Here is a 24,612-nt window from a genome sequence, read left to right on the forward strand (position 1 = left end):
ACATGAAGAACTACTGCGTGGTGCAGCATACGTATTCCGAGTTTCTCGGTCTGATCGAGTCGCAGCTGGAAAAGCGCGATATTGGCTTCTCCTATTATCGCCCGTTCGTGGGCCAGGATCTGCCGGGCTCGGCGGCCCAGTTCGATGGCCTCTGGCTGCTCGGCGGGGCCTGGCCGACCGCGGATCACGAAGAGAATCCGCAGGTCCCGGACGAGCTGTCGCTGATCGATATCTTCCGCCGCTCGAAGCGCCCGGTTGTCGGCATCGGCATGGGCGGGTTGCTGGTGGCCGAGCAGGCTGGTGGCACGGCCCACGAGGACCCGATGTACCGGGCCCGCTTTGTGACTGCGCACAAGACTGCGGCGGGCACAGGGGATGACCTGGCCGAGGCCCTGGACGGCCGGCGTGTGCTGCAGCTGGTCAATGGCAGCGTGGCACTGCCGGACGACCTGGAACCGATCCTGGTCGATGACGAAGGTGACTGGCTGGCCGTGCGTCCCGATGCACTGACCTATGGCGTGCTTTTCCGGCCCGAAATGAAGCCAGGCATGCTCGAGGACATCATCATGGAGGCCAAGCACAATCCGCCGCCAAACATGGGCGAGCTACTGGGCGAGGCCCGCATGGAATGGGGCGACATGCAGAAAGTGACCGAGGACGTGATCGTGGCCCTGGTCAAGGAGCTGGGTCTGATGCAGGAGCGCCGCAAGATGCCGGTGTTCAGCCTGAAGGTCGAGGACGAGGGATGATTCCACCCCTGGGTCCGGGCCAGAAGGGTGGCCTGTCCGGGGGTGACCTCGGGTCGGTGCTTGGCGGCGCGCGCAAGAAGGATCGGGATGACCCGGCCAAGGCGATTGCCGAGATCGCCCAGCGCCTGTCCGCCGAGGACCAGGCCAGCCTGCTGAAGTTTGCCCGCTTCCTGGAACAGCAGTCGCCGGCTCCGGAACCGGAGCCGGTGCCCGAGCCGGAATCCATCCCGCGTCCGGAGAACGAGTCGGTGATCAAGGCGATGCGTCGGCTATCGGCCACGTATCACATGCTGGATCGCTCCAAGTTGCTGAACGAGACCTCGGCCCTGATGGGGCAGCACGTGATGCAGGGGCGCCCGGCGGTGGAGGTGATCGACGAGCTGGAAGTGGTCTTCCGGACCCATTACGAGAAGGCGGTGGCTCAGGATCCGACGCGTCAGACGGGCGGTGGTGATGACGACGCGGCGGGAGGCGCTGCGCGATGATCGAAGTTCTGCGCCAATGGTACCAGCGTCATTTCACCGACCCGCAGGTCGTGATCCTGGCGTTTTTGCTGCTCGCGGGGTTCCTGGTCATCATCTTCGCCGGGCGCATCCTGGCGCCGCTTTTGGCCTCGCTGATCATCGCCTACCTGCTGGAAGGTGGGGTCAAGAAATTGACCCGGATCCACGTGCCGCGGTTGCTGGCGGTCACCCTCGTGTTGATCGCGTTCCTGGCGCTGACGGTGGCGGCACTGTTTAGCGTCGTGCCGCTGCTGTCGGCCCAGGTGACGCAATTGGTCCGCGAGCTTCCGGGGATGATCCGTGAGGGGCAATCCCTGCTGCTACAGCTTCCTGAGCACTATCCCCAGTTGATTACCGACGAACAGGTGCGGGACCTGATGGGAGCGATCCAGGCCGAGGCGACCCTGCTGGGTCAGCGGGTGCTTTCGTTCTCGCTGTCCTCGGCACGGCATATCGTGGACGTGGTGATCTACCTGATCGTTGTCCCGCTGATGGTGTTCTTCATGCTGAAGGACCGCGACCTGATCCTGAACTGGATCCGCGGCTTTATGCCGCAGGACACGCACCTGGCCAGTGAGGTCTGGCGCGAGGTCAACATCAAGATTGCCAGCTACGTGCGCGGCAAGTTCATCGAGATCCTGATCGTCTGGGCCGTTACCTTCCTCACCTTCAACTGGTTTGGCCTGGAATACGCGGTGCTGTTGTCGTTCATGGTGGGGATATCGGTCATCATCCCGTACATCGGTGCGGCGGTGGTGACGATCCCAGTGGCGGCGGTGGCGTATTTCCAGTTCGGCATCGGGCCCGAGTTCGCCTGGATCCTGATCGCCTACGGGGTGATCCAATTCCTCGATGGCAATGTGCTGGTGCCGTTGCTGTTCTCCGAAGTGGTCAATTTGCATCCTGTCGCGATCATCGCCGCGGTATTCGTGTTCGGTGGCATCTGGGGCCTGTGGGGCGTGTTCTTTGCGATCCCGCTGGCGACCCTGGTGCATGCGGTGATCAAGTCCTGGCCGCGCGTCGACCGACCCCCGCCCGAGGCAGCGATCACCGACGCCGAGCGCGAGGCATCCGAACCCGCTTCGAAGTAGGCCGATACTCCAGGCCGCTGCACCGCGGATTCGCGGGCGCGGCGGCCTGCCCCATTACTCGATCAATAACAAGAAGAACGCATGACCGGTACTGAGATCCTGATGAACGTGACACCCCAGGAGAGCCGCGTGGCCCTGGTGGAAAATGGCGTCCTGACCGAGTTGCACCTCGAGCGCACCCGCCGCCGCGGGATCGTGGGCAATATCTACAAGGGCCGGGTCGCCCGGGTGCTCCCGGGCATGGATGCCGCCTTTGTCGACATCGGTCTTGAACGCACGGCCTTTCTGCATGCCTCCGACGTGGCGCCGGTGGAGCGCGAGGAATTCAATGGCAATGGCCTGTCCGACGCAGAGGTCCCCGCGTCCACGGCCAACGGGAATGGCAATGGCAATGGCCACGGAAACGGTGCCCCCGCTCCCATGGCGCGTGAAGGTATCCGCGAACTGCTGCGCGAGGGTCAGGAAGTCCTGGTGCAGGCGGTCAAGGATCCATTGGGCTCCAAAGGGGCTCGGCTGACCACGTACATCACCTTGCCGTCGCGCAATCTGGTGCTGATGCCATACCAGACCAACGTGGGCGTCAGCACGCGGATCGAAGACGAGGGCGTGCGTGCGCGGCTGCGCGAGTCCATCGAGCAGCTGCGCGATGAGCTGGCCCCGCAGCATGGCTTCATCGTGCGTACCGCCGCGGAGCTGGCCGACTACGAGGCCATGTACAACGACACGGCCTTTCTGAAGAAGGTCTGGGACACCCTGCAGGAGCAGGCTGCGGGCGCTCCTCCGGGGACCGAGGTCTATACCGATCTGCCGCTGGTGGAGCGCATCCTGCGCGACATGGTGGGGGTGGATATCGAGCGCATCCGCATCGACTCGCGCGAGACCTATCAGAAGGTCTGCGGGTTTGTGGAACGCTATCTGCCGGAGTTGATCGGTCGTATCGAGCACTATCCGGGCGAGCGTCCGATCTTCGACCTGTTCAATGTCGAGGAAGAGATCCATCGCGCGCTGGAGCGCAAGGTGGAGCTGAAATCGGGCGGCTACCTGATCTTCGATCAGACCGAGGCGATGACCACGGTCGACATCAACACCGGCGGATTCGTCGGCCATCGCAAGCTCGAAGAGACCATCTTCAAGACGAATCTGGAGGCGGCCCAGGCGATCGGCCGCCAGCTGCGCCTGCGTAACCTCGGTGGGATCATCATCATTGATTTCATCGACATGCAGGACGACGAGCACAAGCGCCAGGTGATCCGCGCGCTGGAGAAGGCGCTGGAACGCGACCACGTGAAGACCCAGACCTGCGATGTCTCCCCGCTGGGTCTGGTGGAAATGACGCGCAAGCGCACCCGCGAAAGCCTGGAGCACCAGATGTGCGAGCCTTGCCAGGTATGCAGCGGGCGCGGCTATCTGAAGTCGGCGGAGACGGTGTGCTACGAGCTGTTCCGCGAGATCCTGCGCGAGGTGCGCCAGTATGACGCTCGCGAGTTGCGGGTGCTGGCCTCGCAGAGCGTGATCGATTTGTTGCTGGACGAGGAGTCCGCCAGCCTTGCCGAGTTGCAGAGTTTCGTGGGGATTCCGATTCGTTTCCAAGTGGAGACGCTATATACCCAGGAACAGTTCGATGTGGTCTTCGTCTGACAATTGAAGGGCGCGTGGATCATCCAACGCGCAGCTACCGCCCGGGTGATGCGCGTCAATGCGTCGTCGCAAGGGCCAATGCGGCGCGGTGATTCGCGGAACCTGACGACCCGTGCGGCACGATCGGCGGATGCCGTCGTTGCCGGGCATTCCCCAGGGGAGAGGACACCCAGTTGATTCGCACAAGCGGACCCATCCTGGATACGGGTCCCGGTCGGCCGGGGAGGCTGGATTGCGACCGCGTGGGGTCGAAATGAGCACCCTGTCACAGAGTCTGCGCGTGCTACTGCGTCTGCTGCTCTTCCTGATTCTGCTCGCCGCGATCACGCTGTTGGCGTTGCGTCTCGCACTGCCACACTGGAACGGTCTCCATTCCTGGGTCGAAACCACGGCGAGCGAGCAACTCGAGCACGAGGTCACCGCGTCCCGGATCGAGCTCGGCTGGGTGGGGTGGTCGCCCGCGCTGATGATCCGAGAGGTCTCGGTTGCGATGCCCTCCGGCGAGTCGATCGCGATTGACTCGTTGGGGGTGTCGCTTCGCGCCGGCGCCAGCCTGCGCAGCCGCCACCCCGCCTTGGCTCTTCGTGTGCAAGGCGTGGAACTGCGCCTGGTGCGCCATTCCGACGGACGATTCGTCCTCAGTGGCCGCGAGATCGGTCTGGGCGAGGGACGTCTGCTAACCATCCCGGTTGCACAGTGGCCCGATGTCGACGCCGAGCAGGTGCATCTGGTCTGGGACGATCGTCAGGCGGGTCTCGAATCCTCACTACAACTGGAACGGGCCGCCTTGCGCACGGCCCATGACGGATCGATGCGGGCCTACGTCAACGGCGAGCTGGAGGCCTCCAGCCCCGGTGGCCGGGTGGAAGTCGGGTTGGAAGCCCCGGCGGCGGACCTGCGCGACGCGCGTTTCTTCCTGCATGCCGATGCCGTGGAGCTGGAGGCCTGGCAACCCTGGCTGGCCTATCTGGGCTGGCCGGCCCCCCAGGGCACGACCTCACTCCACCTGTGGGGGGGGCTGGACGATGGGCGCATGGCCTGGCTGCGCGGTGAACATGACACCATCCTCAGCCTGGATGGCGAGCCCGCCGGATCGGCGATTGGTCACCGCTTCGATTGGCGGGTTACCGACCACTGGCAGCGTTCTTCCTGGGCCGCGACCCGTCCCGGTTCGGGCGACCTGCGCTTGAGGTATCACCTGGAGGGCGAACCACGCCAGCTAGTGGTGGATGCGTTAGAGCTGGCGGCGCGCGACCTCGACATCGCGCCGTACGTGCCACTACTGACCTTGCTGGAGCAGGCCGAGCCGAAGCTGGCGGAGCGCATTGGCGATCTGCGACCTCGCGGCCGCCTGGATTTCGGCCGGGTGGAGGCCCGTCGCGAAGACGACCGCCTGCAGCCGGTCTGGGCCGAGGCCGACCTGCGCGATCTCGAATGGCGGGCGGTTGAGCAGGTCCCGGGGGTGGAAGGCGTGTCGGGCTACCTTCAGTGGCGGGACGATACGGCGGAATGGCTGCTGGATAGCCGCGGGATGCAGGTCGATCTGCCACGGGTGCTGGCGGACCCGGTGTCGCTGGATCGGGTTCGGGGGCGATTGCAGGCAGAGCGAGATCAGCAGGGGCACTGGCGCTTGAGCGGTGACGCCTTGCATGCGGCCAATGCCCATGCCGCCGTGCGGGGACGCATGCAGGTTTACCTGGACGGTCACGCGGCGGGGCCACGGGTCGATATCGCAATGGATATTCTGCGTGCCGACGGCGACCACACGGCGCGCTACCTGCCGCTTTATCACTTGCCGGAAAACACCTACCAGTGGCTGGTGGACAGTATCCGTACCGGGAAGTCCTCCGGTGGCGGCATGGCGTACCGGGGGCGCGGGCAGGACTTCCCGTTTGCCAATGACGAGGGGGTGTTCGACCTCTGGGCCGATGTCGAGGCCGGTGTGCTGGACTATCAGGACGGCTGGCCGCGGGCTGAAGAGTTGAGCGGTCGGCTCTTGTTCCATAACGCGGGCTTCCGGGCTGAAGGCGCCGGCGGGCGCATCCTCGACACCGAGGTGCGTGATACCCAGATCCGTATCGCCGATATGGAGAACGCGATCTTGGAGCTCGAAGGGCAATCCGAGGGCGACGCCGCGGATCTGCTGACGTATCTGCGTCAGGCCGAACTGCTTGAGCCCGCCGCGGAGATTCGCGACCAGGCCGCCGCGGAAGGACGCAGTCGCTTGAGTCTCGCCCTCAGTTTGCCGTTGCAGGAAGGCCGGATGGACGAGACCCGCGTACAAGGCGAGCTCGAATTGCGCGGGGTCGATTTCGAGGTGGCGGGTTGGCCCGCCGATCTCGGATCGGTGGAGGGGCGGGTGCGGTTCGATACCGCGGACCGAGTAACCACCGAGGGGCTGACGGCCCGAGTGCATGACGAGACCGTGACCTTCGGGGCGGACTGGCCGCTGAACGGCGATGAGGCCCGAATCACCGCGCAAGGGCCCCAACCACTGGCGCCCTGGTTGGCGGGGTTTCCGGAGCTTGAACCCTATCTCGAGGGCTCCGCCCAATGGGACGCCCAGCTGCGGCTGGGGCAAGCCGTGGATGGGGTTCGACTGGAACTGCGCTCCGACCTGGTCGGGGTGGCGATCGATTGGCCGGAGCCCATCGGAAAGCCGGCGGGGGAAGCCCGCGCGCTGAATCTCTCCCTGCCCCTGGGACATTCCGGCGCCGGGATCGGGCGCATCAGCCTGGGTCAGGTGCTGCGTGCGCACATGCGCCTGTCGCCCGCGGCTGCGCCGGAGGACCCGGCGGCACGCGGGGCCGAACCGGATACCGCCGGGCGCGGGGTAGGGCTGCAGGCGATGGCGCTGGAGATCGGCGCGCCCGCGGCCAGTGACCTGGCCCTGCCAGGTTCGGGTGTATCGGTGCGTGCGCGCTTGCCGGAGCTCGCAGTGGACCCCTGGCAGGCGGCCCTGGAATCGGCGCCGTGGGGCCGTGAGGTCGACATCGGTGCGCCGACCGAAGATGAAAGCACCGGCGAAGTGGCGCTGACGCGTCTGGAGCTGGATATACGCGACCGGATTCTCTGGGACGACCGGGTGTTCCCAGGACTGCGCTTCCTGGCGCGGCGTGCGGATTCCGGCTGGGATATGGAGGCGGCCTCTGACTGGCTGGCAGGAGAGGCTCAATGGCGGCCGCTGGCGGCCGATGAACGCGGTCGCCTGGAGGCGAATCTGAGCCATCTGCTGATCGAGGACCTTGACTGGGGCGACGGTGAGCCGGAATCCCAGGCGGACCCGAGACCGGTTGAGGCCGGAACCTTCGAGGACCCGCGTGTCTGGCCGTCTGTGGCCCTTGCACTCGACAGCCTGGCGCTGGGCGATTACCGTTTCGCGGACATCCAGCTGGGGCTGGAGCCTCAGGCAAATGGACTGGTAGTTCGCGGTCTGGAGGTTCGGGCCCCGGAAGGCGACCTCCATGCGGACGCTACGGGCGTCTGGCAGGTGGATGCCGAGGGGCGGCCGGAGGCCCGGCTGGATGTAACCCTGGTCGGGGATGACTGGGGGGGTGCGCTGCAATCGGCGGGCCTGTCGCGAGCGCTGGTGGGTGGCTCCGGGGACGGCACGCTGTCGTTGTCCTGGCCGGGGGCGTTGTATGCCCCCCGCCTTGCGCATTTGGCAGGCGCAATGGAACTGGCGCTGGAGGATGGCCGCCTGGCCGATGTCGAGCCGGGGGCCGGGCGCCTGTTGGGCCTGGTCAGTCTGGATGTGCTGCCAAGGCGGCTGCGCCTCGACTTCCGTGACGTATTCACCGAGGGTCTGAGCTTCAGCGAACTGACGGCGGATGCAGTGCTGCAGGATGGCGACCTGCATGTGCCCGGCCTGCGGATGGAGGGCCCCTCGGCGCGGGTGCGTTTGAGCGGACGAACGGGCCTGGTGGCGCGCGACTACGACCACGAGATCGTGGTGGTACCCAGCCTGCGCACCGCGTTGCCGATTGTCGGCGCGCTGGTGGGTGGGCCGGTGACCGGAGTGGTGGTCCTGATTGCGGAACGAGTACTGGGGATTGGTGATCAGATAGAAGAGGCGGCCCGTGTTGAGTACGCGGTGACAGGCGCCTGGGACGACCCGCAAATACGCGTGCTGGTGCAACCTGCCGCGGATACGGACGGAAGCGACAACGACTGACGCACAGTAGACTGGATGATCGGAGCAATATGAATCAGGTAGCGGCCATTCAAATGGCCTCCGGACCCCAACCCCAGGCCAATCTGCTGGAGGCCAAGCGCCTGCTGCAGGAGGCCGCGGACAAGGGGGCACGCCTGGCCGTGCTGCCGGAGAACTTCGCCTTTATGGGCATGCAGGAGACCGACATCCTCGGGATCGCGGAGGTCGCCGATGGCGCGGGTCCGCTACAGGCATTCCTGTCGGAACAGGCCCGCCGCCTGGGGCTGTGGATCGTCGGCGGGACCATCCCGCTGCAGACCGAGGGCGGCGAACGCGTGCGTTCGGCTTGCCTGGTGTTCGACGATCAGGGGCAGCAAGTGGCCCGCTACGACAAGATTCACCTGTTTGACGTACGCCTGCCGGACAGTACCGAGGCCTATACCGAATCGAAGGTCTTCGAGCGCGGTGACCAGGTCGTGGTGGTCGATACCCCGGTGGGGCGGATGGGCCTCGCGATCTGCTACGACCTGCGTTTTCCGGAGCTGTTCCGGGCCCTGCTGGACCAGGATGCGGAATGGGTCGCCCTGCCGGCCGCCTTCACCGCGCAGACGGGGCAGGCGCACTGGGATGTGTTGCTGCGCGCCCGTGCGATCGAGAATCAATGCTTCATGCTGTCGGCTGCCCAGGGCGGGTTCCATGTCAACGGGCGCGAGACCTACGGGCATAGCGCGCTGGTGGACCCGTGGGGCCGGGTTGTGGGGCAGTTGCAGCGCAACCCCGGCGTATTACTGGCCAAGCTGGATCACGCGCAGGTGAAACGTATCCGCAACAGCTTCCCGGCCGTTGAACATCGACGCCTGCCTTGCCCCGGGACCACGTGATTCGCTTATTGGATACCCAGGCCGTGGGCAGGCGCGCGATATACCCGCAACGCCCGCGCGCTTGAAAGCGAAGCCCGCGCCCCAAGCTCCATACTGACGATCAACACGACGCGCCCCGTCCGGACCTGGCCCGGGGCGTCGGTACCGCGGCACCCGAGAGGACTTCATGATCGACAGCCTTGCGCAACAAACCCTGCTCGACCCCGCCGGCCTTGGCGACAGCGAGCTCAGCACACTCCTGGGCACCACCTTCGGACGGGGCATTGATGGGGGTGATTGCTACTTCCAGTTCTCCAGCCAGGAGGGTTGGTCGCTGGAGGACGGTATCGTCAAATCCGCCAGCTTCAATATCGAGCGCGGCGTCGGGATCCGTGTAGTGCGCGGCGAGCAGACCGGGTTCGCGTATTCCGACGACATCGCAATGCCGGCCATGCTGGAGGCGGCCAAGACCGCCCGCAGCATTGCTGATGCCGGGCAGAGCGGGCGCATCGCGGTTGCCTCGCGCGCGCCCTCGCGCCCGGCCCTGTACGCCCCGGACAACCCGCTGGATTCGTTGGGCGAACAGGCCAAGATCGATCTGCTCAAGGAAGTGGATGCGGTCGCCCGGGGCGCCGACTCGCGCGTGACCCAGGTGATGTGTTCGCTGGCCGGGGTGCACGAGGTCGTGCTGATCCTGAACGCCCGTGGCGAGCTGACCACCGACGTGCGCCCGCTGGTGCGTCTCAACGTCCAGGTGATTGTCGAGCAGGGCGGGCGCCGCGAATCCGGTACCTCCGGCGGCGGCGGGCGCTCCGGCTACCGTTACTTCCTGGAGGCGGATCGCGCCGCCGGTTATGCCCGCGAGGCGGTACGTCAGGCGCTGGTGAATCTGGAGGCGCGCGAGGCTCCGGCCGGGACCATGAAAGTGGTGCTGGGCCCTGGCTGGCCGGGCGTGCTGCTGCACGAGGCCATCGGTCACGGGCTGGAGGGGGACTTCAATCGCAAGGGGACCTCCGCGTTCTCCGGGCGCATCGGCGAGCAGGTGGCGGCCAAGGGCATCACCATTGTCGACGACGGCACTCTGGAGGGGCGGCGTGGCTCGCTGAACGTGGACGATGAGGGCAACCCGACCCAGCAGACGGTGTTGATCGAGGACGGCGTGCTGCGCGGTTACATGCAGGACGAGATGAATGCCCGCCTGATGGGCGTGCACTCCACCGGTAATGGTCGTCGCGAATCCTACGCCCGTCTGCCGATGCCGCGGATGACGAATACCTACATGCTTGGCGGTGACGCCGATCCGGAGGAGATCCTGGCCTCGGTGGACGATGGTCTGTACGCAGTGAATTTCGGCGGTGGCCAGGTGGATATTACTTCGGGCAAGTTCGTGTTTTCGGCGTCTGAGGCCTATAGGGTGGAGAAGGGCAAAGTGACCTATCCGGTCAAGGGTGCGACCCTGATCGGGAATGGCCCGGATGTTCTGACCCGGGTGTCGATGATCGGTAACGACATGAAGCTCGATACTGGCGTCGGGACTTGCGGCAAGGAGGGCCAGGGCGTGCCGGTTGGCGTGGGTCAGCCAACGCTGCGTATAGACGGCATGACCGTGGGCGGTACCCAGGCGGCCTGAGCGTGACTACGCGACTGAAGGGGCGTTTCCCCGAGGCTCGCGGTACGGAATGCAACCAAGGAGGCAGCAGATGAATCTCGATTTTCTGGAGCAGGAACGGTCCCTTCCGGAAGGCCATGGCCATGACAAGATTGTCCAGTGGCATGTCTTCCGGGCACGCGAGAAGGCCGAGCAGTTCGCCCATCATGTGGAGCTGGGCGAAGGCCAGGATCTGGTCGGCGGCTGGACGCGTGACAGCGTCGGCATGCTCTATTGGGTCGGTGTACACGTCGATGACCTGGAACGCTGGGGTAACGTCGGCGCGGTTCATAAGCACGGTGCCCGGGTCGACTAGCCCCGCGCCGCCCCCTCAGTCGAGCCGCGCCCCGGGGTTTGGCCCCCGGGGCGCGGCCCACCTTTCGCTATCCCGATCAGCTACCGAGTAACGGAACCCTGCATGAGCACATCACCCGAACGCGCGATCCCGGAACCCGTGTCCCAGGAAGACGGAGTCCAGGCCCTGTCCCATTCGCCGGATTCGCTGCAGGCGCGCGTGCAGCGCACGCTGGAAGCCGCGCAGGCGCGTGGGGCCTCGGATGTCCAGGCGGTGGTGAGTCACAGCGTGGGTCTGGAGCTGGGCGTGCGCAAGGGCGAGATCGAGACCCTGGAACACGAACGCGACCAGAGCCTGTCGCTGATCGTCTACTTTGGTCAGTCCAAGGGTGCGGCCTCCACGACCGATTTCAGCGATCAGGCCCTGATCGATACCGTCGAGGCGGCCTGTCGCATTGCCCGTTATACCGAGCCGGACCCGTATGCCGGGATGCCGGACCCGGCGTTCAAGGCGGCCGAGTGGGAAGATCTCGATCTGGACCACCCCTGGGGTTGTAGCGCGGTCGAGGCCTCGGAACTGGCACGCACCATTGAGGCCGCCGGTATTGCCACCGATGCGCGGATCGAAAACTCCGAAGGGGCCAGTGTCAGCACCCGTCGCGCCATCGCCTTTCTCGGCGACAGCCAAGGCTTCATGGGTGGATACCGCAGCACCCGGCATTCGCTGTCCTGCGCCCTGGTTGCACGTGACGATGCTGGCATGCAGCGCGACTATGCCTACACGGTCGCCCGCCACGCTGAAGACCTCACCGCGGCCGAGCAGATCGGCCACGAGGCCGCCGAGCGCACCGTGCGCCGCCTGGGCGGGCGCAAACTCTCCACCCGCAGCTGCCCGGTGCTGTTCGCCCCGGAGATGGCGCGGACCCTGATCGGCAGCTTCACCCGCGCGATCTCCGGCCCGGCCCAGTACCGCGAGAGCTCGTTCCTGCTGAGCGCGGTCGGCGAGGCGGTGTTCCCCGAGTGGATGCAGATCGAGGAACGCCCGCTGACCCCGCGGGCACTGGGCTCGGCCCCCTTCGACGGCGAGGGCGTGCGGACCCGCAATCGCCCGCTGATCGCGGGGGGCGTATTGCAAAGCTACACCCTGGACAGCTACGCAGCCCGCCGCCTGGGCCTCGAAACCACCGGTAATGCTGGCGGGGCACGAAACGTGACGGTGGCCCCGGGCGACAAGGACTTCGCCGCCCTGCTGGGCGAGATGGGCACCGGCTTCCTGGTGACCGAGTTGATCGGCCAGGGTGTGAACCAGGTAACGGGCGACTACTCGCGTGGTGCCGCCGGCTTCTGGGTGGAGAATGGCGAACTGCAGTACCCGGTGGAGGAGATCACCATTGCCGGCAACCTGAAGGACATGTTCCAGCGCATGGTGGCCGTGGGCACCGACGTTGACCGCCGCGGCAACATCCACACTGGCTCCATCCTCATCGAGTCCATGACGGTCGCGGGCGACTGAATCCGTCCGTACTGCGGAGAGTAGCCTGGAGCCCGCTGGTTCTCGGTAGGGCGCGGTACTGCACTTTTCTTGTAGCCTGTCTTCCGGCGGCGCCGAACGATCGGCGCTTTCTCGGGGCTCGACCGGTCGTTACCCAGCAGCCGGTTTCCTCCCCTGTGGCGAGGAGCGGCCATGAACTTCTTTGAGCATCAGGATCAGGCGCAGCGCAGGACTCGCTGGTTGCTGGCCCTGTTCGGTCTGTCCGTGCTGGTGATCGTTGGGTCCCTGGGGCTGATGGTCTGGGCCTTCGGGGGTGGGACCGAGGCCGCTGCCTGGACCATGGGGGTGACCGCGGGGCTGATCGCCCTGGCCAGCCTGTACCGGGCCTGGCAGCTGCGCGCCGGCGGCGGCCGGCTGATCGCCCGGGAGATGGGCGGAGTGCAGGTTGATGGCAACCCCACCGACCCGCAGCGGCGCCAGCTGCGCAACGTGGTGGAGGAGATGGCGATCGCCTCGGGGGTTCCGGTGCCCGAGGTGTACGTGCTGGAGCAGGACCTGGGCATCAATGCCTTCGCTGCCGGTTTTGCGCCGAGTGACGCGGTGGTGGCGGTGACCCGTGGCGCTCTGGACAGCCTGGACCGAGCTGAGCTAAAGGGCGTGATCGCGCACGAGTTCGGGCACGTCCTCAATGGCGACATGCGGCTTAACATGCGCCTGATTGGCATTCTCTACGGGATCGAGATCCTGGCGCTGCTAGGGCAGGGCGGGCTGGCGCGGCGCCGGCGGCGACACAAGGGCGATATTGCCGAGACCGGTGGCGCGATCGTGAGCGTGACCCTGATCGTGGTTGGCTACATGGGGCTGGCGCTCGCGCGCTGGATTCGGGCCGGGATCTCGCGTCAGCGCGAGTATCTGGCAGATGCCCATGCGGTGCAGTTCACCCGCGAGCCGGAAGGTCTGGCCGGGGCGTTGAAGAAGGTCGCGGCGCGCTATGCGGGGCTCAACGGCAATACCGAAGAGATTACCCACATGCTGTTCGCCAGCGATGCGATTGGCCAGCTCTACGAGACCCACCCTCCGCTGTTGGACCGTATCCGCGTCCTGCAGCCCCACTTCGAGCCGGACGAACTGGAAGGCCTGCGGGATCAGTTGAATGCCCGTGTGCGCAAGGCCGCCCGGGAACGTGCCGTGGACGGGATGCAGCACAAGCGGGAGGGCACACTACCCGGGGGCGAAGCGGTGGGGGATGCCCTGGGCGGCCACCCTGCACTGACCCACATCCTGGGGGCCGGGATGTTGCTCGCCGCAATCCCGGGACCGCTGGCCTGGACCGCGCGTTCCGAGGCCCGGGCGGTCGAGGTGGTCTTGTACCTGCTATTGAACCCCGATTTCGAGGTGCGTGAGCAGCAACTGGGCTTGATCGCCGAGGCCGAGGGCGAGGCCCGTGCGCAGGCAGTGCGTGGGCTGCTGGACGCCGAACCGTCCTTGCGCGCGGACCTGCGTATGCCGCTGCTCGAGCTTGCCTTTCCAGCCTTGCGGCGGCTGGCCGCCGAGGAACGGGTGCGGTTGGAGGCACTGGTGGAGCGCATGATTCACGCCGATGGCCGGGTGGCGGTATTCGAATATGCCCTGGGCCGGCTATTGGCGCGGCAATTGGGTGACGTGCAGGACCCCTACACGGCGTCCCGTCCGCGGCATGCCCGGCTGGATGCACATCAGGAGGGAGCGCATTACCTGCTCGCGTTGTTGGCCCACCACGGCCACCCGGATGATCCGGACGCCGCGCGGGCGGCGCTGACGGCCGGGCTGGGTGAGCTCACCGGGGCCTTGCCGCTGGATGCCACGATTCCCGAGGCCCTCTCCGGTGCCGGTGGGGCGAGGGCCTGGGCGAACGTGCTGGATCGTGTGCTGGATCAGCTGGATGGGTTGCGTCTGCGCGACAAGGATCGGTTGATTCGCGCGATGGCCGTGACCGCCCACCACGGAGGCACTGTTGGGGTCGCCGAGGCAGAGCTGCTGCGGGTAATGGCTGCCTCGCTGCATGTGCCCCTTCCCTTGGCTTCAGATGGCCTTGTCGATATCGCGGGAGATGCCCTGTAACTCGGCCTCCGAGCGCCGTTTTAGGAGAAATAACGCGTATTCGCCGAAATTAAATTGTGGTTCAAGCAGCGGATAAGCAAAGTATTTCTCGCCTTCCGGAAAGAAAATCCCAAAAAACACTATCAATGCGCGGCCGTTTAGGAGGACAATGGCTGCGAGGTAACGGTAACAGGCTCCATATTGCACCAGGCGACACCCAGGAAAATGGACGTACAGATTCGCAGTACCGGCCCCGCTCGGGACCGCAGAGAATCACGATCAAGACCCACCGTCGTTCGGTTGCCCTTCAGTCTCTCCTCCTCGAAATCCCAATCTACTATGAACAAGCAGAGGTAACCGAAATGGCTACAGGTACAGTGAAGTGGTTTAGCGACGAAAAAGGCTTTGGCTTTATTACCCCGACCGATGGCTCCAAGGACGTCTTCGTCCACCACAGCGCCATCCAGGGTAGCGGCTTCAAGTCGCTGGCCGAAGGCCAGAGCGTCTCGTTTGACGTCGAGCAGGGCCAGAAGGGTCCGGCCGCCGCGAACGTCGAAGCGCAGTAAGACAACCGCCAGCGCGTAAGCGCCAGGTTGCAGAAGTCCCGCCATGTGCGGGACTTTTTTTGTGCGCGGTTTTTGTATGTGCTGATGCCCTCTGGCCCCGGTCGTCCGGGCGTCATGTCAGTCGCGCTAGAAATGTGCATAAAAAACAAGTTTTACGCTGGATGGTTGGGCGTGACGTGATAGGGTTCCGACATGCATGGAGGCCTCCGTAAACCTGCTCCGAATCCCGCCTGGGCGCGCCGTTCTGGATGTGTATTGGTGGTCGTCATGGGCGTTTTGCTGTCGCTGTTCGCAGGTAGCCTTAGCGCCAACGGGGGGCCGTATCGCGCCCCCGACAAGATTCCCGGTGCCCAGACCATCGATGCGTCCGAGGCCTGGGCGCTGTTCCGCGAAGGCGTGCCGTTCGTGGATACCCGGTTGCAAACCGATTACGAGGCCGGACGTATACCCGAGGCGCGCAACCTGACGATCATGCGCGCCGCTGACGATGAGCAGAACCGCTTTACCCGCGAGAAGCTGCTGGCGTTTATCGGTGGGCTGAATGAACCGGTTGTCCTGTATTGCAACGAACGGGACTGCTGGCGCACCGAAGCGGCAATTCATAGGGCGCAGGAGTGGGGCTTCACCAATCTCCATTACTTCCCCGGTGGCTTCCCGGAGTGGATCCGCGCGGGCTACCCTTTCGAATAACCCGATGGACTCCGCAGGCGCCGCCCAGCTCGGCCGGGGCATTCGGCTTCAGACGATCCTTGCCGGGGTTATGTTCGCCGGCCTGCTGGTGCTGGCGGGAACCCTTGCCCTCGGGACACACCTCGCAGTCGATCAGGCGGAGCAGCGTCTTGACCGTCTGGGCGTGGACGGCCAGTCGGCCGCGTGGCGCCAGACGCTAGAGAACGAGTGGCAGCGCATGCGCGCGGAGGTGCCCTCGGTTACCCGGAACGATGCTCTGATCGGTGCTATGCGAGCGGACAGGGGTATCCAGAATTACGCCGATCCCCTCTACAATCGTTTGCGCGCGGGCGAAATTGCCGACCGTATCGTCGTGCTTGATGCCCAGGGCACCGTGCGCTACGACTCGGACGGTTCACGCGGCGAACGGGTGCCATTGGCTGCTGCAGCCTTGGCTGATGGACGTTTTCACGAAGGCCTGCATCATGTCCCCGGCGAGCGGTTCTACGCGGGCCTGGCCGTCCCGGTCTATCGAAGCGGAAACCCGATTGGCAGTGTCGTGCAGCTGCGTGACCTGTCGACCTCCGCGCTGGAGTCCATGGCGGACGCCATTGGTGGTCGGGCCGCGCTACTGGACGAGCGGGGCCCACTCGCGCTCACTGCCCCCTTCGCGATGGATTTGTCGGTGGGCCGCCGGCTGCATGAACAGCCGGCGGCCGTTCGCGTTGACCTTGACGGGCGGCATTCGCAGCTGGTGTACCTGCCGTTGACCCCGTATGCCGCCGAGCGCCCGACCGCCAATGTGGTCCTGGCGCGCGATCTGACCGAATCCGTTGCCACCCAGAAGCTGATCAACCTGACGACCTACACCGTCGCGTTCCTGGTACTACTGGTGATCGCGGGCGGACTTTATCTGTGGCTGGGTCGCACCCTAAAGCCGATGCGAGAGGCCGTGCAGACATTGGATCGGATCGGCCATGGCGAGTTTTCCACCGAACTACGCGCCGATTCGCGCATCCGCGAGATTGCGCGGCTGCAGGAGGTGACGCAGACCATGGCGCAGCGGCTGGGCCGCATCCTCGAGGTGGAAGAGGAGAATGCCCGGCTGGCCTTTCGCGATGCACTGACCGATCTGCCCAACCGGCGGCTCCTACTGGAACACCTGGAGCACGCGATCCACACGGTCAATCGCACCGGGCGCCATGCGGCGCTTTTGCTGATTGACCTCGACAACTTCAAGACGCTGAACGATACCTGCGGGCACTCCGCGGGTGATCGTCTGTTGCAGACCCTGGCCCGGCGGTTTACCGACCGGTTGCGGGATCAGGACATCGTCGCCCGCCTGGGTGGCGACGAGTTTGTGGCCCTGCTTGAGGAGTTGAGTTCGGATCGTTCCCAGGCCGGCGCGGACGCCCGGCGGATAGCCGAGCAACTCCTGCGGGCCATGCGCGAACCCGTCGTCATCGACGAGATCGAGCACGTGATGTCGGGCAGTATCGGCATCACCCTGTTCCCGCGGGGCTTTGATACCGCCGAGGAGCTGCTCAAGCAGGCGGATTTCGCGATGTATCAGGCGAAACACCAGCGCGGCAACGCGGTGCGTTTTTATGATCCGGAGATGCAGCGTACGCTGCTGCGCGAGGCCGAGCTCGAACGCAGTCTGCGCCAGGCCCTGGAGCGCGACGAGCTGGTGATCCACCTGCAGCCCCAGGTGGATTCACACGGTCACATCCTGGGTGGCGAGGCGCTAATGCGCTGGCCGCAAGCCGATGGTGGCTGGATCTCCCCGGGCGAGTTCATTCCAATGGCCGAGAACACCGGTCAGATCCTGGATATCGGGCGCGTGGCGTTGTTGCAGGCCTGCCAGGTCCTTGCCCGCTGGCAGGGCCAGCCAGAGCTGGAGACGTTGCCGATATCGGTCAACCTGTCGCCGCATCATCTGCGCCAGCGACGCCTGATGGACGAGGTGACGAGTGTTCTGGAACAGACGGCTGCACCGGCCGAGCGTCTGCATGTCGAGGTAACCGAGAGTGTGATGGCCGATGCCTCGCCGCAACTGATCGCCAACCTGGAGGCCTTGCAAGCCCTGGGTGTTGTATTGGCGCTGGATGACTTCGGGACCGGGTACTCGTCATTGAGTTATCTGAAACGGCTACCGCTGGATATGCTCAAGATTGATCGCTCATTCGTACAGGACATCGAACATGACGCCGATGACGCCAACATCGTCGCAACCATCACCGCTATAGCTCACAACATGGGCCTGTTACTCATTGCCGAGGGTGTGGAGAACGAAATCCAGCGTGATTTCCTGGTACGCCATGGCTGCAATCGCTTCCAGGGGTACCTGTACCACCACGCGATGCCCGTTGCCGATTTCGAGGCCGTGGTCCATCGCGAGCAGGGAAGTGCCGGGAAAAATCTGGATGCACCATGAAAAGGGAATAATGCCGGGCGTTAGGGCGAGATGGAGAACGATAGAACCCCAGGGTTTATGGAAGCCATCGCCCAGACTGGCCTGCTCACCGAGATTTGGGAACATTTCCCGGAGAACATGTTCCTGATGCGGGTCGAGGGGCCAGATTTTGTGGTTGAGGCGGCCAATCCGAAAATGACGGAAGTGGTTGCTCAGGACTGTATCGGAAAGCGGCTGCACGACTTCCTGCCGTGGTCTGTCGCGGAGGCGACGGTTGGGCATTATCGGGACTGTCTGCGCCAGGACAAACCGCTTCGTTACGAAGAGCATGCGGCGTTCCGTGATGGCCATGGCGAGGAGCGCGCGGGGCACTGGTTGACCCTGCTGGTGCCTGTGCACGATACGAACGGGGCGGTCTCGCACGTGTTTGGGATCGCCCAGGACGTCACCGAGTTGCGTCTCGCGTGCGCCGATCTGGAGCGTTATAACCAGGACCTTGAAGCCGTCGTCGAGGTGCGTACCCAGGCCCTGAACGAGGCGAACCGGAAGCTGCAGGAGGCCAATACGCAGCTGGAATTGTTGGCTTCAAGGGATAGCCTCACGGGCGTCGGTAACCGCCGTTACTTTCAGGCTGGGGCCGAGCGTGAGATGGAGCGCGCGCGGCGCCATGGCAGCGCGCTGTCGCTGTTGATGTTCGACCTTGACGGCTTCAAGCAGATCAACGACCAGGACGGCCACGCGGCCGGCGACGCTGTGCTGCAGCGGGTGGCAGCTAGTGTGCAGGCCGAGCTGCGGACGAATGATCTCTTTGCCCGCTATGGCGGGGACGAATTTGTCCTGCTTCTTCCTGATACGCCCTTGGCGTCTGCTCGCCAGATGGGGGATCGTCTGCGCAACCGCGTACAGGCCGAGGCCGGGGTGGCCATCAGCCTGGGCGCCGCCGGATACCTTGCCGCCGATCATCACCTCGACACGCTCGTCCAGCGCGCTGACGCCGAAGTCCTTTCGGCTAAACGTGGACGCAAGCTGGGGTAGGGCTGGTTTGACGTTGCAACCGCGTGGTTCGGTCAGCCTTCGGTTTTCCAGTGGCGGCGATCCTGCTTCCTTACATCCGCTAATGGCTCAGAGCCCGAAGATTTCCGACTTGAGGTTCCACTTGGAGGCGAGGGTCTCGGTGGCGTTGAGGAATTCCTCGGCGCGGGTCGGATGGTTCCACTGGCCCTTGGCGAGCCAGGCGAGCGCGGTGTCGCGGTCGGGGGCCAGGGACAGGATGTGGATCAGTTCGCCGGCATCACTGCCGATGACTTCACCGCCCAGCAGGGCGCCAGTATCCATGTCGCCGATCAGGCGCACGAAGCCTTCCGGTTCGTCCTGGCCCAGAGCACGGGGGGAGGTCTCGAAGGCGGCGAAGCCCACTGCGGGTTCCAGCTCTTCGTCTTCGGCGTCGTCCTCGTCCATCCCCAGGCGGGCCATCTCGACCGCGGTGTAAATCGCGATCGGCACGAAGCGCTCGTCCTGTTCTCGAGTGTTGCCGTTCTGGATGTTCTCGACCGCGATGGTGGCGTCGGCCAGGGCATGGTTGGCGGTTTGCCATTCGCTGGCGACGTCGCCGATGGCGTAGATATTGTCGACGTCGGTCTGCAGAGTGGGGCGGCGCTTCACGAATCCGCGGCCATCGGTCTTGACGCTGATGGCATCCAGGTTGAGGCCTTCGGTGTGGGGGGTGCGCCCGGTGCCGAGCAGCACCCAGTCGACCTCAAAGGTATTGCCCTCGCTGTCGGTGATGGTGACGCCGTTGTCCGAGGTCTCCACCTTGTCGTAGCCCTTGACCCGGATCGGCTCTACGCCATCTTCTGACAGGCGTTCCTTCAGCGTGCCCAGCGCCTGGGGGCTGAACTTCTGGCCGGAGAGCGGCTTGGAACGGCTCAACCAGGTCACCTCCTTGCCGAGGTGGTGGAAGATCCAGGCGAACTCGGTGGCCACCACGCCGGAGCCGATGATGGCGACGCGCGAGCCGGTCGGGGGCTTGTCGTCGAACAGCATGTCGGTGGTGAGGACGCGGCCGGCCTCGGCCTTGAACGGTGCCGGTACACTGGCCGTCGCACCGGTGGCGATGATCGTGTGCCGTGCGCTGACGGTCTCGGTGCCGTCATCGTTTACGATCTCGAGGGTCTCGGCATCGCGGAAGCTAGCGTTGCCATGGCGATACTGGATCTTGAGGTGTTTCATATAGCCGAGATAGGAGTTGCGTACCTCGGTGACCACGTCGTTCTGGTGGTCCCAGGCCTGGCCCATGTCGGCACTCAGGCTACCGCTGATACCACGGCCCTCGAAGTGGCGCTGGGCGGCGACCGTGCGGGCGGTGTGGTACCAGTCTTTCTTGGGCACGCAGCCACGATTGAGGCAGCAGCCGCCCCAGTCACCCTTCTCGATGATGATGACGTTGAGGCCGCGCAGGGCGCCCAGGACGGCGGCACGATAGCCCCCGGGGCCACTGCCGATGATGGCCAGGTCAAAGGTTTCGCTCATGGTTGGTTAGCCCGGATGGTTCGTGAGTTTGTTCGATGGTCGCGCAGGATATTGGCTGTACGGGGATTCTCCCAGGGTACAGCGCGTCGGGGTTATACGGCTGACTGAGGAAAATTCCTCGTCTGGCCAGGGGAACAGTGAGGGCGGATGCCATTCATCAGTGTTTCCCTAATCGTTCAGATCAATGATCGGGTCGTGCCATTCGAGCTGGGTGAGATTCAGCTCGAACACACGGCCGTCGGCCTCGTAGTCGAAACGCACCGGGACGTGGCGCAGTTCGCGGGCGAACCAGGCGGACAGGGCAACATCGCTGTCATCGGTGCGGCGATCGATGCGGACGGTCTCCACGCGACCGATCGGGGAGTCCATGGTCTCGCGTCCGGCGACTTCGAAGCGGTATTCGCGCAGCCGGTCCCGCTCCAGTGACTGGATGGTCTTCCGGGCGCCTTCCTGGCTCAGCGCGCCGCTCTCCAGTTGCTGCATCATCAGGTAGAGGGAGCCGAGAAAGTCCAACGTCTGCGGGGGCACCTCTAGGTCGAAGCGGTCGCCGTTGATGGTGCCAATCGCGCGGTTGTCGTCCCAGTCGAACCGGGTTTCGACCTTGTGCTCGCGGCGCGGGGTGATCTGCTTGCTGCGCGAATGCACGAGCTGCAGCTCGCCGTTCGGGTTGGTCATCAGCGCCTCGCGGCTCAGCTCGAACCGACCGAGGACCCGCAAAAAACCGGACACATGGGCGTCCATCGCCATGCGTGTCTGCACGTCTTCGTGATTGAGGGTGATGCGCGCCTTGAGCGTGTTGCCCATCGCACTGGCCTCATAGCTCGCGGTGTACGGCGGGATCGGACGCAGGTCACGATCCGCCGCCGCCGGGGCTGCGAGGAGGGCCAGCAGAATGGCCATAACCATAGTGGGTGCGAGCCGGAACATGGTGGATCTAGCCAGCCGGTTGTGGCGGTGAAGCATTGTGCGTGTCCTCGTCGAGTTGCAGCGGCGCGCCCAGCGGCGTGCCATCGGCCTGCAGGATCCGCCCGGACCACTGAATTTCGCCTGAACACACTCGGCGAACCACCTCGGGATACAGTCGGTGCTCGGCCCGCTGCACCCGGGCGGCCAGGGTGTCGGCGGTATCGTCGGATACGATCGGCACACGAGCCTGCATGATGACCGGGCCGCCATCCAACTCTGGCGTCACAAAATGCACACTGGCGCCGTGTTCGGTCTCGCCGTCGGCCAGGGCACGGGCATGGGTATCCAGACCACGATACTTGGGCAGTAGCGAGGGATGAATGTTCAGCATGCGGCCGGTAAATCGGTCCACAAAGCCCGGGGTCAGGATGCGCATGAACCCGGCGAGAATGACCCAATCCGGGGCGTAGCCTTCAATGGCGGTGGCGAGATCGGCGTCGAAGGCCTCGCGCGTCGGGTAGTCGCGGTGGTTCAGCACTTGGGACGGGATGCCGTGTTGCTCGGCGAAGCCAAGCCCGCCGGCATCCGGACGGTTGCTGACCACACCCACGATCCGGGCCGGGATCTGGCCCTGCTCGCAGGCTTCGATCAGCGCGCCCAGGTTGCTGCCGCGTCCGGAGATCAGGACCACCAGGCGTGGCGGCGTTTCAGCGGTGATTTGCCCGGGGGCTTCGGTCATGCGGTGGCGTAGGTCACGCTGGGTTGGAAGTCGTCGCGTTCGCGGATCACACCGATCGGCCAGCTACGGATGCCGGCTCGCGCGAGTTCTGTGCTGGCGGCCTCGACTCGATCCTCCGGGAGGATCACGGTCATGCCGATGCCACAGTTGAAGGTGCGCAGCATCTCTTCGTCGGCGATGTCGCCGGCCTGCTGCAGCCAGTTGAAGACCGAGGGGCGTGCCCAGCTGTTCGGGTCGATGCGCGCGCCGAGAGTGTCCGGCAGAACACGGGGGAGGTTCTCGGTCAGACCGCCGCCAGTGATATGGGCCATCGCATGCACCGGGAAATGCTGCAAGAGCTCCAGCAACGGGCGAACGTAGATCCGGGTGGGGGCCATCAGCGCGTCGCCCAGGGTCTTGCCGTCGCCATCCGGCAGGGCGTCGTCCAGGCTCGCACCGGAATGCTCCAACACGCGCCGGATCAGCGAATAGCCATTGGAATGCGGTCCGGTGGCTTCCAGGCCCAGAACCACGTCTCCGGCCGCGACCTGGCTACCGTCGATCAGGGCGTCTTTTTCTGCGATGCCGACCGCGAAGCCGGCCACGTCGTAGTCCTCGCCCTGGTACATCCCGGGCATCTCGGCGGTCTCGCCGCCGATCAGCGCGCAGCCCGCCTGTTCGCAGCCCTCGGCGATGCCGGTGACCACGTCCGCGGCAATATCCACATCCAGATGGCCGGTGGCGTAGTAGTCGAGGAAGAACAACGGTTCTGCCCCCTGGACTACGATGTCGTTCACGCACATTGCGACCAGGTCGATGCCGATGCTGTCGTGGCGGCCGGTCTCCTGCGCCAGGCGCAACTTAGTACCCACCCCGTCGGTCCCGGAGACCAGAACGGGCTGCTTGTAGCGGTCCATCGGCAGCTCGAACAGGGCACCGAAGCCACCCAGCCCGGCCATCACGCCGGGACGCTGGGTGCGCGCTGCATGCGGCTTGATGCGTTCGACCAGCTCGGCGCCGGCCTCAATATCGACACCGGCCTCGCGGTAGGTCAGGCCTGAACGGGATTCGGACATGGGTTCCCCGATGTTGGATGAGCGCGGTTGGACGGCCGCACGCTGCGGCGGTCTCGCAGAACCCGGCATGGTAGCGAGCCGGATGCGGGCGTGCAAAGCGACAAGCCCATCCATGCGTGTTGTGACAGGGTTTTGCGCCGCGCCTGTGGTATTTTGGGCGCCTTTCGAACAACCGATCACCATCATGCCAACGCATCGCAAATTGCACTCGTTCTCGGCGTTCCTGTTTAGCCTGGCTTTGTTGCTTCTGGCCCCCCTGGCGCAGGCTCAGGAGTCACTGGTCGTGACGGTCGCGGCCGAAGACGATGCCTCTGCGCTGGAGCAGGGGCTGGAACAGGCGCTTGTTCGCCTGGCCGGGCTGCGTTCGGAGTCGGTCCACGAACTGGTCGAGGCGCTCCTGGCCGAGCGCGATGACGAAGGTTGGATTGCCGCGCTCGAGCGGCGCCAGCAGGTGGAGGATGACCGCTGGCGCCTGGAGTTTGACCCCTTCCGTCTGCGCACCGCGCTGCGTGATGCCGGCGTGCCCGCGGTGCTGGGTGAACGCCCAGGGCTCCTGGTCTGGGCGGTTTACGACCAGGGCGGGCAGCGCGACCTGCTGGGCGATGCTGTGGATGGCCCGGGTGTCCTGCGGGAGCTGCAGGATCTGGCCGAGTCGCGCGACATGCCCCTGCTGTTCCCGCTAGGGGACCTGGAGGACCGACGTGCGGCGCAGCCATCCGACATCGTTGGGGGCGTAACCGAGCCCCTGGTCGATGCCGCCCGCCGCTATGAGGCGGACGGCGTCATTTTGTTGCACGTGCGCGAGACGGCGGGCGAGACCGAGGCGCGGGCCATTGCCGTGCATGATGATCGTGAGTTCCGCGGTTCCGCCCGCGGGGATGCTCCCGAGGGGTCCGCTCGCGAGGCGGTCGCCCTGGTTCTGGATCAGGTGGCCGAGCGCTTGGCCCGGGTGCCCGCCGAGCCCGACTGGGTGCGTCTGGGCTTTTCCGGGGTGCAGGGCTATGCGGCCTTCGAACGCTTGCGCGCGGAGTTGACGCGTCTGCAGGCAGTGGAGGTGGCACGCCTGGACGCGCTGGCGGGCAATACCGTGGTACTGCAGGTGCGCAGTGGGCTGGACCAGGACGACCTGGTCGATCTGCTGCGTGGCTCCGGCTTCGCGCGGGCCGAGGTGCCGGAGGATGCGCCCGAGGCGGACGCCTGGCTCGATCGGCGCTGATCGACGGTT

The 24,612-nt window shown here is 65.3% G+C and carries 19 protein-coding genes; 15 read left to right on the plus strand and 4 right to left on the minus strand.

Annotated elements, in window-relative coordinates:
* The first annotated feature begins 2 nt into the window (after positions 1–2).
* The 14 genes from F462_RS09765 to F462_RS09830 all read left to right on the plus strand — a co-directional run bounded on the left by F462_RS09765 (position 3) and on the right by F462_RS09830 (position 19,193).
* The gene (locus F462_RS09765; protein WP_038053706.1) at positions 3–749 is read left to right on the plus strand and encodes a type 1 glutamine amidotransferase; all 747 of its coding nucleotides are present in this window, start codon (positions 3–5) and stop codon (positions 747–749) included.
* Complete coding sequence (locus tag F462_RS09770) at positions 746–1,234, plus strand: hypothetical protein (protein ID WP_038053709.1); 489 nt, start codon at positions 746–748, stop codon at positions 1,232–1,234. Before F462_RS09765 ends, F462_RS09770 begins: the two co-directional genes overlap by 4 nt.
* Positions 1,231–2,343, plus strand: coding sequence for an AI-2E family transporter (locus F462_RS09775; RefSeq protein WP_018140634.1), 1,113 nt, complete (start codon positions 1,231–1,233; stop codon positions 2,341–2,343). The genes F462_RS09770 and F462_RS09775 overlap by 4 nt, the downstream gene beginning before the upstream one ends.
* An 81-nt stretch (positions 2,344–2,424) precedes the next feature.
* Positions 2,425–3,981, plus strand: a complete 1,557-nt coding sequence (locus F462_RS09780; protein ID WP_038053712.1) for an Rne/Rng family ribonuclease — start codon at positions 2,425–2,427, stop codon at positions 3,979–3,981.
* 253 nt (positions 3,982–4,234) lie between these two features.
* Positions 4,235–8,155: a YhdP family protein gene (locus tag F462_RS09785; RefSeq protein WP_038053714.1), complete on the plus strand. Its 3,921-nt coding sequence runs from the start codon at positions 4,235–4,237 to the stop codon at positions 8,153–8,155.
* A 29-nt stretch (positions 8,156–8,184) separates the two neighbouring features.
* Entirely contained in the window at positions 8,185–9,015 is an 831-nt protein-coding gene (locus tag F462_RS09790) for a carbon-nitrogen hydrolase family protein (protein ID WP_018140637.1), read from the plus strand.
* 166 nt (positions 9,016–9,181) lie between these two features.
* A complete protein-coding gene (gene tldD, locus F462_RS09795) occupies positions 9,182–10,624 on the plus strand; it encodes a metalloprotease TldD (protein ID WP_038053716.1) in 1,443 nt (480 codons plus the stop codon).
* Positions 10,625–10,694: 70 nt separating this feature from the next.
* Complete coding sequence (locus F462_RS09800) at positions 10,695–10,958, plus strand: hypothetical protein (protein WP_018140639.1); 264 nt, start codon at positions 10,695–10,697, stop codon at positions 10,956–10,958.
* A gap of 102 nt (positions 10,959–11,060) precedes the next feature.
* The gene (pmbA, locus tag F462_RS09805) at positions 11,061–12,449 is read left to right on the plus strand and encodes a metalloprotease PmbA (RefSeq protein ID WP_038053719.1); all 1,389 of its coding nucleotides are present in this window, start codon (positions 11,061–11,063) and stop codon (positions 12,447–12,449) included.
* A gap of 171 nt (positions 12,450–12,620) precedes the next feature.
* A complete protein-coding gene (locus F462_RS09810; RefSeq protein ID WP_038053722.1) occupies positions 12,621–14,528 on the plus strand; it encodes a M48 family metalloprotease in 1,908 nt (635 codons plus the stop codon).
* A gap of 341 nt (positions 14,529–14,869) precedes the next feature.
* The gene (locus F462_RS09815) at positions 14,870–15,073 is read left to right on the plus strand and encodes a cold-shock protein (RefSeq protein WP_018140642.1); all 204 of its coding nucleotides are present in this window, start codon (positions 14,870–14,872) and stop codon (positions 15,071–15,073) included.
* 267 nt (positions 15,074–15,340) lie between these two features.
* Positions 15,341–15,763, plus strand: coding sequence for a rhodanese-like domain-containing protein (locus F462_RS09820; RefSeq protein ID WP_038054941.1), 423 nt, complete (start codon positions 15,341–15,343; stop codon positions 15,761–15,763).
* 70 nt (positions 15,764–15,833) lie between these two features.
* Positions 15,834–18,179, plus strand: coding sequence for a putative bifunctional diguanylate cyclase/phosphodiesterase (locus tag F462_RS09825; RefSeq protein WP_208854171.1), 2,346 nt, complete (start codon positions 15,834–15,836; stop codon positions 18,177–18,179).
* Positions 18,180–18,209: 30 nt separating this feature from the next.
* Positions 18,210–19,193, plus strand: coding sequence for a sensor domain-containing diguanylate cyclase (locus tag F462_RS09830; RefSeq protein ID WP_038053727.1), 984 nt, complete (start codon positions 18,210–18,212; stop codon positions 19,191–19,193).
* A gap of 87 nt (positions 19,194–19,280) precedes the next feature.
* Here the strand turns inward: F462_RS09830 and F462_RS09835 are convergent, their stop codons facing one another.
* The 4 genes from F462_RS09835 to purM all read right to left on the minus strand — a co-directional run bounded on the left by F462_RS09835 (position 19,281) and on the right by purM (position 23,387).
* On the minus strand, positions 19,281–20,687 hold the full coding sequence (locus tag F462_RS09835) for a dihydrolipoyl dehydrogenase family protein (protein ID WP_038053731.1): 1,407 nt from the start codon (positions 20,685–20,687) through the stop codon (positions 19,281–19,283).
* Between the two features lie 168 nt (positions 20,688–20,855).
* Entirely contained in the window at positions 20,856–21,614 is a 759-nt protein-coding gene (locus F462_RS09840; RefSeq protein ID WP_038053734.1) for a DUF3108 domain-containing protein, read from the minus strand.
* A 7-nt stretch (positions 21,615–21,621) separates the two neighbouring features.
* Positions 21,622–22,332, minus strand: a complete 711-nt coding sequence (gene purN / locus F462_RS09845; RefSeq protein WP_038053739.1) for a phosphoribosylglycinamide formyltransferase — start codon at positions 22,330–22,332, stop codon at positions 21,622–21,624.
* A complete protein-coding gene (gene purM / locus F462_RS09850) occupies positions 22,329–23,387 on the minus strand; it encodes a phosphoribosylformylglycinamidine cyclo-ligase (RefSeq protein WP_038053742.1) in 1,059 nt (352 codons plus the stop codon). Before purM ends, purN begins: the two co-directional genes overlap by 4 nt.
* A 184-nt stretch (positions 23,388–23,571) precedes the next feature.
* Between purM and F462_RS09855 the strand changes: the two genes are divergently transcribed.
* Positions 23,572–24,603: a DUF2066 domain-containing protein gene (locus tag F462_RS09855; RefSeq protein ID WP_018874433.1), complete on the plus strand. Its 1,032-nt coding sequence runs from the start codon at positions 23,572–23,574 to the stop codon at positions 24,601–24,603.
* The last annotated feature ends 9 nt before the right edge of the window (positions 24,604–24,612 follow it).

The organism is Thioalkalivibrio sp. ALJ1 (genome assembly GCF_000745395.1).
Lineage (GTDB): Bacteria > Pseudomonadota > Gammaproteobacteria > Ectothiorhodospirales > Ectothiorhodospiraceae > Thioalkalivibrio.